The organism is Sinorhizobium sp. CB7 (genome assembly GCF_041357635.1).
Classification (GTDB): Bacteria; Pseudomonadota; Alphaproteobacteria; order Rhizobiales; family Rhizobiaceae; genus Rhizobium.
Genome location: NZ_JAULLL010000012.1, coordinates 38,333 through 50,419, shown reverse-complemented (window position 1 = coordinate 50,419; position 12,087 = coordinate 38,333). Strand labels below are relative to the sequence as shown.

Annotated in this window: 12 protein-coding genes; 4 read left to right on the top strand and 8 right to left on the bottom strand. The window is 59.3% G+C overall.

Annotation, left to right across the window (positions count from 1 at the left end; translation table 11 throughout):
* Positions 1-111 precede the first annotated feature (111 nt).
* Complete coding sequence (locus AAE029_RS22395; RefSeq protein ID WP_371075274.1) at positions 112-432, top strand: YggT family protein; 321 nt, start codon at positions 112-114, stop codon at positions 430-432.
* Positions 429-743, top strand: coding sequence for a DUF167 domain-containing protein (locus AAE029_RS22390; RefSeq protein ID WP_371075102.1), 315 nt, complete (start codon positions 429-431; stop codon positions 741-743). The genes AAE029_RS22395 and AAE029_RS22390 overlap by 4 nt, the downstream gene beginning before the upstream one ends.
* Here the strand turns inward: AAE029_RS22390 and ppa are convergent.
* The 6 genes from ppa to AAE029_RS22360 form a co-directional block, all read right to left on the bottom strand.
* Positions 740-1,276 (bottom strand): inorganic diphosphatase, encoded by a 537-nt coding sequence (gene ppa / locus AAE029_RS22385; protein ID WP_371075101.1) that lies wholly within the window; start codon positions 1,274-1,276, stop codon positions 740-742. The genes AAE029_RS22390 and ppa overlap by 4 nt on opposite strands.
* 195 nt (positions 1,277-1,471) lie before the next feature.
* On the bottom strand, positions 1,472-1,978 hold the full coding sequence (locus AAE029_RS22380; RefSeq protein ID WP_371075100.1) for an N-acetyltransferase family protein: 507 nt from the start codon (positions 1,976-1,978) through the stop codon (positions 1,472-1,474).
* 257 nt (positions 1,979-2,235) lie between these two features.
* Positions 2,236-4,053 carry a translational GTPase TypA gene (typA, locus tag AAE029_RS22375; protein WP_371075099.1) on the bottom strand — a complete coding sequence of 606 codons (1,818 nt, stop codon included), beginning with the start codon at positions 4,051-4,053 and terminating at the stop codon, positions 2,236-2,238.
* Between the two features lie 161 nt (positions 4,054-4,214).
* A complete protein-coding gene (locus tag AAE029_RS22370) occupies positions 4,215-6,305 on the bottom strand; it encodes a M3 family metallopeptidase (protein ID WP_371075098.1) in 2,091 nt (696 codons plus the stop codon).
* 179 nt (positions 6,306-6,484) lie between these two features.
* Positions 6,485-7,126, bottom strand: coding sequence for a LysE family translocator (locus AAE029_RS22365; protein ID WP_371075097.1), 642 nt, complete (start codon positions 7,124-7,126; stop codon positions 6,485-6,487).
* A 136-nt stretch (positions 7,127-7,262) separates the two neighbouring features.
* The gene (locus AAE029_RS22360; RefSeq protein WP_371075096.1) at positions 7,263-8,486 is read right to left on the bottom strand and encodes an argininosuccinate synthase; all 1,224 of its coding nucleotides are present in this window, start codon (positions 8,484-8,486) and stop codon (positions 7,263-7,265) included.
* Between the two features lie 254 nt (positions 8,487-8,740).
* Between AAE029_RS22360 and AAE029_RS22355 the strand changes: the two genes are divergently transcribed.
* Positions 8,741-9,601, top strand: coding sequence for an SDR family NAD(P)-dependent oxidoreductase (locus tag AAE029_RS22355; RefSeq protein ID WP_371075095.1), 861 nt, complete (start codon positions 8,741-8,743; stop codon positions 9,599-9,601).
* A gap of 62 nt (positions 9,602-9,663) precedes the next feature.
* Positions 9,664-10,305, top strand: a complete 642-nt coding sequence (locus AAE029_RS22350; protein ID WP_371075094.1) for a LysE family translocator — start codon at positions 9,664-9,666, stop codon at positions 10,303-10,305.
* An 8-nt stretch (positions 10,306-10,313) separates the two neighbouring features.
* Here AAE029_RS22350 and AAE029_RS22345 read toward each other — a convergent pair whose 3' ends face one another.
* Both AAE029_RS22345 and rlmN read right to left on the bottom strand, forming a co-directional pair.
* A complete protein-coding gene (locus AAE029_RS22345; RefSeq protein WP_371075093.1) occupies positions 10,314-10,745 on the bottom strand; it encodes a hypothetical protein in 432 nt (143 codons plus the stop codon).
* 5 nt (positions 10,746-10,750) lie between these two features.
* A complete protein-coding gene (gene rlmN / locus AAE029_RS22340; RefSeq protein WP_371075092.1) occupies positions 10,751-11,983 on the bottom strand; it encodes a 23S rRNA (adenine(2503)-C(2))-methyltransferase RlmN in 1,233 nt (410 codons plus the stop codon).
* Positions 11,984-12,087: the final 104 nt, after the last annotated feature.

Here is a 12,087-nt window from a genome sequence, read left to right as displayed (position 1 = left end):
AATCAAACTTTCCGAGAAAACAGACGGCTTTTATGCGCCGCGGACGCCTGTTAAGCATGAATTGCCGTGCCGCCCGGGACAGCACTTGCCCGTTTAGTCGTCAATGTCTACATGTCTGTCAACAACGAAATGGAGACGACCATGCTCGCGCTATTTCAAACCATTGATCTGGCTTTGAATCTTTATACCTGGGTGTTGATTATCAGCGCCATTTTTTCCTGGCTCTATGCTTTCAATGTCATTAATTCGAGCAACCAGTTCGTCAATTCGGTCGGCATGTTTCTTTACAATGTGACGGAGCCGGCCTTGCGTCCCATCCGCCGGCTTCTGCCGAACCTGGGAGGCATCGACATTTCCCCGGTCATCCTGCTGCTGATCATCTTTTTCGTGCGTTCGTTGATGTGGAACACGATCTATCCGGCGGTCGTGTGAACCGGCCCTGGCAGGCTTTCGATGACCATGTCCGGCTTTCCATGCGCCTGACGCCGAACGGTGGACGGGACGCTTTCGATGGCGTCGAAAGCGGCGCTGATGGTGAAGTCTATCTCAAGGCAAGGGTGACGGCGGTACCCGAAAAGGGCAAGGCAAACAAGGCGCTCGTCGCGCTCGTGGCAAAGTCGCTCAGTGTCGCCAAATCCTCCGTCAGCCTGATTTCCGGCGAAACGGCGCGCAAAAAAATCCTCCGGATCGATGGCGATCCGGAGGATATTTCAAAGAGGCTCGAAGCTTTAAGCGGAGCCTAGGCCTTCTTTGCCTTGGCGCGTTCAATGGCATCACGGATAAGGTCGCCGGCTTCCTTGGCCCCCCTCCAGCCGAAAATCTTCACCCATTTGCCGGGTTCCAGATCCTTGTAATGCTCGAAGAAGTGCTCGATCTGCTTCAGGGTGATTTCCGGCAGATCGGTATATTCCTTCACCTTTTCGTAACGAAGGGTGAGGTGCGGCGACGGAACGGCAATGATCTTCTCGTCCTGGCCGGAGTTGTCTTCCATCATCAGGACGCCGATGGGGCGGACGTTGATGACGCAGCCCGGAACCAGCGGACGGGTGCTGGCAATCAGGACGTCGATCGGGTCACCGTCATCGGAAAGCGTATGGGGAACGAAGCCGTAATTGCCTGGATAGGTCATCGGCGTATAGAGGAATCGGTCGACGACCAGAGTGCCCGCCTCCTTGTCCATCTCGTACTTGATCGGATGACCGCCGACCGGAACTTCAACGATAACGTTGACATCTTCCGGTGGGTTTTTGCCAATGGAAACGGCGTCGATACGCATAGGGGACCCCCAACTGGTGTGAAATTCTGAAGCGAGATAATCAGATTTATTCCGCAACGCAACAAGGCTCTGCGGCGATGCTTAATAGCAGCGTGAAAACGGATTTTTCGTGTCAATCGGACGCAAAAATGGTTTCCGACGAAAGCATCGGGAAATGCAGCCGAGGGGTGGTAAGGCTCGTCGGCGACGTCGACATCAGGCCCAGACGAAACCGATCTTCTTGAGCTGTTTTCCGTCGAAGGTCTCGATGCCCTCGCAGAAATCTATGCCGCCATTGCCGCGATAGAACCGGTCGCCTTGTTCATTTTCCTCCAGGCACCAGACGACGAGGCCGTTGCAGCCAAGCGACTTCAGCAGGCGCCGGGCTTCACCGAAAAGAAGACGTCCCAGACCAATGCCCTGATATTCGGGGCGCAGATAGAGCTCGTAGATCTCGCCTTCCTGCGGCAGCGCCCTGGCGCGATTGAGTCCCAGCGTTGCATAGCCGGCTACCGTTCCCGCTACATCGACCACGAGAAGCGTCGCAGGACCGCGAGTCGCCTTACGCCACCAATTTTCGCCGCGCCGTTCGATCATCTGCCTCAGGGCGCGATGGGGAATGATGCCCTCGTAGGTGTGTTGCCACGATAGGCGGTGCGCCTCCGAAATGGCTCGGGCGTCATGCGGTTCGGCCCGCCGGACATCGATCGATAACGTCTTCATAACGTTTACTCTGGTCCTGTCGGAGCAATTTAACCATCCATAAACCTATGGAGAGGCCAGTTGCCCACAGACTTTGCATGTGGACGATGGTCAAAATTTAACGCTTTTTTAACGATTGCCACAAGGCTGAAAAGCGGGGGCACACAAATAAAAAAAACCCGGCATGGTGCTGCCGGGGGTTGATCGATGATAAAACCGAAGATGTCTGAGAGCCGGGATGCCGAAAAGTGTGCGCGGTTTTCGCGTGACGTCCGGCTCTATGCGTAGCGTGCCTTTTCGAAGCGCTTGCGCTCGTTTGGATCGAGATACATCTTGCGCAGGCGGATCGACTTCGGCGTGACCTCCACCAGCTCGTCGTCCTGGATCCAGGAGAGTGCGCGGTCGAGCGTCATGCGGATCGGCGGGGTCAGCTTTACCGCCTCGTCCTTGCCGGCGGCACGGATGTTGGTGAGCTTCTTGCCCTTCAGCACGTTGACTTCGAGGTCATTGTCGCGGCTGTGGATACCGATGATCATGCCTGCATAGACCTTTTCGCCGGCATCGATGATCATCGGGCCGCGATCTTCCAGGTTGAACAGGGCATAGGCAACAGCTTCGCCGGCCTCATTGGCGAGCAGAACGCCGTTGACGCGGCCGCCGATCTCGCCCTTGTACGGCTGGTAGTCATGGAACAGACGGTTCATCACGGCGGTGCCGCGCGTATCGGTCAGAAGCTCCGACTGGTAGCCGATGAGACCGCGGGTCGGCGCGAAGAAGACGAGACGGACGCGGTTGCCGCCCGAAGGACGCAATTCGACCATTTCGGCCTTGCGTTCGGACATCTTCTGAACGACGACGCCCGAATGCTCCTCATCAACGTCGATGACGACCTCTTCGATCGGCTCCAGGAGCTGACCGCTCTCATCCTTGTGCATGACGACGCGCGGACGCGAAACGGCAAGCTCGAAGCCTTCGCGGCGCATGGTCTCGATCAAAACGGCGAGCTGCAATTCGCCGCGACCGGAGACGTAGAAGGAATCCTTATCTTCCGCTTCTTCGATCTTGAGGGCGACGTTGCCCTCGGCTTCCTTGAAGAGACGGTCGCGGATAACGCGGGAGGTGACCTTGTCGCCTTCGGTGCCGGCCAGCGGGCTGTCGTTGACAATGAAGGACATGGTGACGGTGGGCGGATCGATCGGCTGCGCGATCAGCGGCTCGCTGACCGCCGGATCGCAGAAGGTATCGGCGACCGTACCCTTGGAGAGACCGGCGATCGCGACGATGTCGCCGGCGCTTGCCTCTTCGATCGGCTGACGCTCGATGCCGCGGAAAGCGAGGATCTTGGAGATGCGGCCGGTTTCGATCGTCTTGCCATCGGCGCCAAGCACCTTGACGGCCTGGTTCGGCTTGATCGAGCCGGAATGGATACGGCCGGTGATGATGCGGCCAAGGAAGGGGTTGGCTTCCAGGATCGTGCCGATCATCCGGAACGGGCCTCCGCCGACGGTCGGCTCGGGAACATGCTTGACGACGAGGTCGAGGAGCGGTCCCAGACCTTCGTCCTTCGGGCCTTCCGGCGAATAGTTCATCCAGCCGTTGCGGCCCGAACCGTAGAGGATCGGGAAGTCGAGCTGCTCGTCCGTCGCGTCGAGTGCTGCGAAGAGGTCGAAGACTTCGTTGATGACTTCCTCGTGGCGGGCATCCGGACGGTCGATCTTGTTGATCGCGACGATCGGGCGGAGGCCGACCTTGAGCGCCTTGCCGACGACGAACTTCGTCTGCGGCATCGGGCCTTCGGCGGCGTCGACCAGAACGATCGCACCGTCCACCATCGAAAGGATGCGTTCGACTTCACCGCCGAAATCGGCGTGGCCGGGGGTGTCGACGATGTTGATGCGGGTATCCTTCCAGACGACCGATGTCGCCTTGGCGAGAATGGTGATGCCGCGTTCCTTTTCCAGGTCGTTGGAATCCATTACGCGCTCGGCGACGCGCTGGTTCTCGCGGAACGAGCCGGATTGTTTCAGGAGTTCGTCGACGAGCGTGGTCTTCCCATGGTCGACGTGCGCGATGATCGCGATATTGCGGAGGGCCATTGTCAGATCTCTGAGGCTGGGGCGCCAATTCGGGAGGGTGCGCCAATTACGTTTGGCGCGCTCATACAGTTTTTTTTGCGTTTGCGAAAGGGGGGACGCATAAAAGCAGTGTCACCCCGCCGGTTCTGATTGCCTAAGCCGTCGCTCAGGGCTGATTTTGCTCAGGCGTCGGAGCCGGAAAGCTCCTCGAATGTCGCCAGTCCCTTCTTCTTCAGCATGGCGTCCGGACTGGGCAGCTTGCCGCGGAAAGCCCTGTAGGCGTCTTCCGGATCGATCGAACCCCCGACCGAGTAAATATTCGCCTTGAGCTTTTCGGCTGTGTCGGGGTCGAAGGCGTCGCCGGTCTCTTCGAAAGCGGCGAAGGCATCGGCATCGAGTACTTCCGACCACATGTAGGAATAATAGCCGGCCGAATAGCCGTCGCCAGCGAAGACATGCTGGAAGTGAGGAGTTGCATGCCGCATGACGATCGATTTCGGCATGCCGATTTCCGCAAGCACTTCCGTCTGCACCGCCATCGGATCATCGACGGCACCGCGTGTATGAAAGGCCATATCGACCAGCGCCGATGACGTGAATTCGACGGTCGCAAAACCGGCATTGAAGGTCCGCGCTGCCAGCACCTTGTCGAGCAATGCCTGTGGCATCGGCTCCCCGGTTTCATAATGCACTGCATATTGCTTCAGGATCGCCGGCACCGTCAGCCAATGCTCGTAGAGCTGCGACGGCAGTTCCACGAAATCGCGGGAAACGCCGGTGCCGGAAACGGAAGGATAAGTCACGTTGGACAACATTCCATGCAGCCCATGGCCGAATTCGTGGAAGAGCGTCCGTGCATCCTCGATCGACAGCAGCGCCGGCTTTCCTTCGGCGGGCTTGGCGAAATTGCAGACGTTATAGATGATCGGTAGTTCGCCGATGTCACCGTTCTTGAGCGGAAGCTTGTGCTGCGACTGGAAGGAGCTCATCCAGGCGCCAGAACGTTTGGAGGTCCTCGCGAAATAGTCGCCGAGAAACAGAGCGATGAGCTTGTCTTGCGCGTCGCGGATTTCGAAAACCCGCACGTCCGGATGATAGGCCGGTATGTCGCGAGCTTCCACGGCGCGGATGCCGAAGAGACGCCCGGCGACATCGAAGCAGGCCTCGATGACCTTTTCGAGCTGCAGGTAGGGCTTCAGCTCGGCTTCGGAGAAGTCGAATTTCCGCGCCCGGATCTTTTCGGCATAATGGCGCCAGTCCCAGGGCATGACGTCATGGTTTCTTCCTTCTTCGGCAATCAGTGCGGCAATGTCGGCCTCCTCTTCCTTGGCACGGGCGGCCGCCTTCACCCAGACCGTTTTCAGAAGATGGTTTACCGCCTCCGGGGTCTTCGCCATCGTATTGTCGAGCTTCAGCTTGGCATAGTTGCCATAGCCGAGCAGGGCGGCCTTCTCCGATCTCAACGCCAGCGTCTCGCGAATGATGGCCCGATTGTCGGTATCGCCGTCATTCTCGCCCCGCGCCACCCAGGCCCTGAAGGCCTGTTCGCGCAGGTCGCGCCGCTCGGAAAAGGTAAGGAACGGTTCGATGATCGAGCGCGACAGCGTCACCGCATATTTGCCGTCTGCACCGCGTTCCCGGGCGGCCGCCGCCATGGCGTCCTTCAGAAATTCCGGAAGGCCGGCGGTTTCGGCCTCGTCGGAGAGAATCAGCGCCCAGCTTTTTTCATCTCCCAGCACATTCTGGCCAAAGCGCGCACCAAGGCCGGCAAGCGTCTCGTTGATCGCGGCGAGGCGCTCCTGCTCTGGTTTTGCCAGCTTGGCGCCAGACTTGACGAAGCCTTTCCAATGGCGTTCGAGGACACGCGTTTCCTCCAGCGTCAGGCCGAGGCTTTCGCGTTTTTCCCACAAGGAATCGATGCGGGCAAAGAGAACGGCATTCATGCCGATCTTGGAATAGTGACGCGACATGCGCGGCGCGATCTCGCGCTCGAGCGCCTGGATGACATCGTTGGTATGCGCGCCCGCGCGATTCCAGAACAGGGACGACACGCGCGAAAGCTCGTCGCCCGCGATTTCGAGGGCCGTGACCGTATTTGCAAATGTTGGCGCGTCGGTATTGTTCGCGATCGCATCGATCTCCGCTTCATGGGCGGCGAGAGCGGCCTCGAAGGCGGGGGCAAAGTCGGCGTCGCTTATCCGGTCGAAACGCGGCAAGCCATTGAATCCGTTCCATTCGACAAGAGCGGGATTAAATTCGTGTGTGGAAGGCATACGGAGATCCTTTGAAAGCAATTGTCTTCTCGTAATAGGAAGCTTCGCTGATTGATATGGCACCTGGCTGCGGCAAGAAAAGAAGCCCAGCGTTTTATGAAAGCGCAGAACCGCTCAAGCTTTTTGTTTCTACGCAGTTCCGGACGGAAAGCCGCTTTGCACCTTTTTCTGGAATTGCTTTAAGCCTTGCGCCAGCCGAGCAGGCCCGGCATCGCATGCCAGAGCGCCTGGACGGCGAAACCCATGAACAGAACGCCTGAGCAGCGCACGATCAGGCGTTCATGGGCGCGGTAGAAACGCCGGACCGTGCCGGCGCCGATGATAACGATCAGAATGAGATCGGCGGTCAGGAATCCGACGAAGGAGACGCTGAGCAGGACCGGCAGCGTCTGAAAATCGAGCGCGCTGGCAGAGCCGGCAACCAGCGCCGTGAATGTCGCAAGCGCCACGGGATATCCCTTCGGATTGGTGACGCCGAAAACCAGCCCGCGCCGAAAGGGCCGCTTGACAGTCACAAGGGCCTGCCCATCGCCCTTCGGCTTCGCATTGACGGCGCTCCAGCCGATCCAGGCGAGATAGAAGCCGCAAAGCAGGCCAAGAAGATCAAAGACGAATGTGCCGATCGTCCTGGCTCCGACGATCGCAACAAGAGCCAGTGACGACCAGAGCAGATCTCCGGCGAGATGGCCTGTCATGAAAAGCGCGCCGGCCTTGCGACCCTGCCCTGCGCCGATTCCAAGCAATTGCAAGAAGGCGGGACCGGGAATGAGCACATAGAGAAGCGCGGCCAGGAAAGCGCCGACGAGCAGGGACTGGGGCATCGGATAGGCTCCGCAAAAACGACTCCGCCAGACTATGCCACGACGCGCGGCCGTCAAGCGCCTTGCGAAGCGCGAATGGAAAAGCCTGCGCGACGGTATCGGCGAGCCTTTCTGATCCCGGTCGAGGATCGAGTGATTACTTGGAAAGATTGCGCTTGCCGAGCGTGCGCAGACGGAGCGCGTTCAACTTGATGAAGCCGGCCGCATCCTTTTGGTCGTAAGCGCCCTGGTCGTCTTCGAAGGTAACCAGCTTGTCGGAATAAAGCGACTTCGGGCTCTCGCGGCCGATGACCATGACATTGCCCTTGTAGAGCTTCAGCGTTACTTCGCCCTCGACATGTTCCTGGCTCTTGTCGATCGCCGCCTGCAGCATCTCGCGTTCCGGGGAGAACCAGAAGCCGTAGTAGATGAGTTCGGCATAGCGCGGCATCAGCTCGTCCTTGAGATGTCCGGCGCCGCGGTCGAGCGTAATGCTTTCGATCGCGCGGTGGGCGGCGAGCAGGATCGTGCCGCCGGGCGTTTCATAGACGCCGCGCGATTTCATGCCGACGAAACGGTTCTCGACGAGATCGATGCGGCCGATGCCGTTATCGCGGCCATAATTGTTGAGCGTTGCCAGCAGGGTCGCAGGCGTCATCCGCACGCCGTTGATCGAGACGGCGTCGCCCTTCTCGAAGCCGACCTTGATGACTGTCGCCTTGTCGGGGGCGGCCTCCGGCGAAATGGTGCGCATATGCACATATTCCGGCGCCTCTTGCGACGGATCCTCCAGGACCTTGCCTTCGGAAGAGGAGTGCAGCAGGTTGGCGTCGACGGAGAACGGGGCTTCTCCCTTCTTGTCCTTGGCGACCGGGATCTGGTGCTTCTCGGCGAATTCGAGAAGTTCCGTGCGGCTCTTGAAGGCCCAGTCACGCCATGGAGCGATGATCTTGATGTCAGGGTTCAGCGCATAGGCGGAAAGCTCGAAGCGGACCTGGTCGTTGCCCTTGCCGGTCGCGCCATGGGCGATGGCGTCGGCGCCGGTCTTTTTGGCGATGTCGATCAGATGCTTGGAGATCAGCGGCCGGGCGATCGAGGTGCCGAGCAGATAGATGCCTTCGTAGACGGCATTGGCGCGGAACATCGGGAAGACGAAATCGCGGACGAATTCCTCGCGCACATCCTCGATATAGATTTCCTTGATGCCGAGCATCTCCGCCTTCTTGCGAGCAGGCTCCAGTTCTTCGCCCTGGCCGAGGTCGGCGGTGAAGGTGACGACTTCGGCGCCCAGCTCCGTCTGCAGCCACTTCAGAATGATCGAGGTGTCGAGGCCGCCGGAATAGGCGAGAACGACTTTCTTCACGTTTTTGTACGATGCCATGATGATTGAGGTCCGTTCGAATGCGTGCGCGGCAATGCCGCAAAACCGTTGTCGCGGCACTTTTAGCGAGATTATCGCAGGGCGCAAGGGGAAGGCGGCTCGGCTCGTGCCGGCATTGTGATAGGTAGCTGTCACAGGGCAGCCGTCACAGAACTGCCTAGGGTCGGCCAGTCACCCGATTTCGATTTGACTTGCGAAGACGGCAGGCCATATCTGCCGAGGTTCGAACAATCACCGCAAGAGGGAGCGCAGCGATGACGCACGCCCAATCCGTATTCAAGAAAGCCAATGTCGCCGTGATCACCGGCGGCGCTTCGGGGATCGGCCTTGCCGCCGCCAAGCACTTCGCCAGGCTCGGCATGAGTATCGTCCTTGCCGATCTCGGCGGCGACAGGCTGGCAAATGCCCGTGCCGAGGTCATCGCGCTCGCTGAAGGAGCCGATGAGCATGTCATGGCGATCGAAACCGATGTCAGCCAAAAGGGATCGCTCGAAGCCCTCGAGCGTGCGGTCATCCAGCGCTTCGGCCGTGTCCATGTTCTCATGAACAATGCCGGCATCGGCCCAGGGACTTCGATCTTCAGTCCGCAGGCGGACTGGGACAATATTCTTGCCGTGAACCTGATGGGCGTCATCAACGGCACGCGCACCTTTGGACCGCACATGCTGGCCCATGGCGAACCCGGCATGATCATCAACACCGGCTCGAAGCAAGGCATCACCACGCCGCCCGGCAATCCGGCCTACAATGTTTCGAAGGCCGGCGTGAAGGTTTTCACCGAGGCGCTGCAGCATGAGCTGCGCAATACCGAGGGCTGCGAGCTCTCCGCCCATCTGCTGATCCCCGGTTTCGTCTTCACCGGGCTGACCAAAGGCGATCGCGAGCAGAAGCCGGCGGGTGCCTGGACCCCGGAACAAACAGTCGATTTCATGATGCAGAGCCTGGAGAGCGGCGACTTCTACATCCTTTGCCCGGACAATGATGTTCCCCGACCGGTTGATGAACGCCGCATGCTCTGGGCGGCCGGCGATATTGTCGAGAACCGCCCGCCGCTGTCGCGCTGGCATCCGGACTATGCCGACAAGTTCAAGGCGTTCCTGGAAAAGAAGGATTGATTCGCATTTTTCTGAAAGGCGGATTAGAAGGTTCTCTTCCTTTCCGGCTTTCAGAGTATGCCATGGATTTTCTGCCCAGCCTGACGACCTTAATCGCGTTTGCGGCCGCGAGCCTGCTTCTGGCCGCAACGCCCGGACCCGACATGACGCTTTCGATCAGCCGTGCCCTGGCGCAAGGAAAGCGCGCGGCTCTTTTTGTAGTTCTGGGTACGAGCCTCGGTATCATTGTGCATACGATGCTGGTTGCCTTCGGCATCTCCGCGCTGATCACGGCCTCTCCGACTGCCTTCCTGATCCTGAAAACCGGCGGTGCCGCCTATCTGCTGTGGCTGGCACTGCAGGCGATCCGCTTCGGATCGAAGCTTTCGGTCAAAAAGCTGGATGAACCAAAAGGCACTCCGCTTGCCAACATTTCCACTGGCTTCTGGGTGAACCTCTTGAACCCCAAGGTCATCATCTTCTTCATGACCTTCCTGCCGCAATTCGTCTCCGCCGGCGATCCGGCGGTCACGCACAAGCTGCTGTTTCTCGGCTTCTTCTTCATCCTGATCGGCATGCCGGTGAATGCTTCGGTTGTACTTGCCGCCGATTGGCTTGCCTCATGGCTTCAGAAGAACAGGAACGTCCTGCGTGGACTGGATTATACTTTCGCCGGGGTCTTTTCGATCTTTGCGGTGAAGATCTTTTTCACGCAGGCCCGCTGAACGCGGGTTCAGGGCGCCGAACGGATCTTGCCGGAGAAGCGGCCCGCTATCCCCCAATAGATCGTTGCTGCAAGCAGGCCCAGAAGCGCGGATCCGCATACGATCGCGGCTGAAGGCAGAAGGCCGGGCTGAGAGGGGATGACGGAAATCACAATCGATACGGCTGCTGACAACAACGCCCCGAAGATAGCGTAGGGCCCCCATCGCCGCTCGCTCCTCCATTCAAAGATGGCAATGGCGACGGCCGAGGGTATGAGGCTTGCGATCGCGACAATTCGTGTCATGAAAATCGCCGTGGCCAGGAACACGGGAAGGATTTCCCGAAGGGTGTTGCCGGGTACCCTGGCCGTAACAATCGCTCCAAGGATGATGCCTGTCACGGCGCATGCGCAGAGATAGCCGGTGGTAATCCTGAGCGGTCGACGCATGCTCAGAAGCATAATCGTCAGTCCTCGCCGTGATTGGCGATCATCATGGCCTCGAAGGCGAGCCGCTCGGTCTTGCGCATGCGTTCCGATTCCGACTTGAGCTGGCCGCAGGCGGCAAGAATATCGCGGCCGCGCGGCGTGCGGATCGGCGAGGCATAACCCGCCTGATTGATGAAATCGGCGAATTTTTCGATCTGCTCCCAGTCCGAGCACTGATAGTTCGTGCCCGGCCAGGGATTGAAGGGGATGAGATTGATCTTGGCCGGAATCCCCTTCAGGAGCTGGATCAGGCCCTTGGCATCTTCCAGACTGTCATTGACGCCCTTCAGCATCACATATTCGAAGGTGATGCGGCGAGCGTTGGAAAGGCCCGGATAGGCGCGACAGGCCTCAATCAGTTCCTTCAGCGGATATTTCTTGTTGATCGGCACCAGCATGTCGCGCAGATCGTCGCGAACGGCATGCAACGAGATCGCCAGCATGACGCCGATCTCTTCGCCGGTTCGGTAGATTTCCGGCACGACACCGGAGGTCGAGAGCGTGATGCGGCGTTTTGAAAGCGAAAGGCCGTCGCCATCAGATGCGATCAGCAGTGCCTGCTTTACACTTTCGAAATTATAGAGCGGCTCGCCCATACCCATCATGACGATATTGCTGACCTTGCGGCCTTCAGAGGGCACCATGGCGCCCAGTGGCACGTCACGATCCGGAAAGTCGCCGAGCCGGTCGCGCGCCAGCAGTAGCTGGGAGAGAATTTCCTCGGCCGTGAGATTGCGCACCAGTCGCTGCGTACCGGTGTGACAGAAGGAGCAGGTTAACGAACAGCCAACCTGGCTGGAAATGCAGAGCGTGCCGCGGCCCTCTTCGGGAATATAGACGCTCTCGACCTCCACTGGCCGGCCGGCGCCGCGCGGTGGAAAGCGCAGCAACCATTTGCGCGTGCCGTCACTCGAAACCTGCTCCTCCACGATCTCCGGCCGCGCGATGGTGAAATGCTGCTTCAGCATCTCGCGCATATCCTTGGCGACGTTGGTCATGGCGTCGAAATCGGAGACGCCGCGGACATAGATCCAGTTCCAGAGCTGGCTCACGCGCATCTTCAGCTGCTTTTCGGCGACTCCCTTTTCCTTGAGCGCCGCCGCCATCTCCTCGCGGGTCAGGCCGATCAGGGAAGGTTTCGGCGAAAGCTCCGCTGGGCGGGCATTCGGCGTCCTTCGGTCGGTAAGGGGCATCGCATCCATGACGGACATATCGTTATCCCGGGTTTCAAACGTACCTTGCCCCGGTAAGCCGGAGGACTTGCGGGTACGATTGGCTCATTGGCAGAATTTGAATGCGGAATGGCGAGAGACTT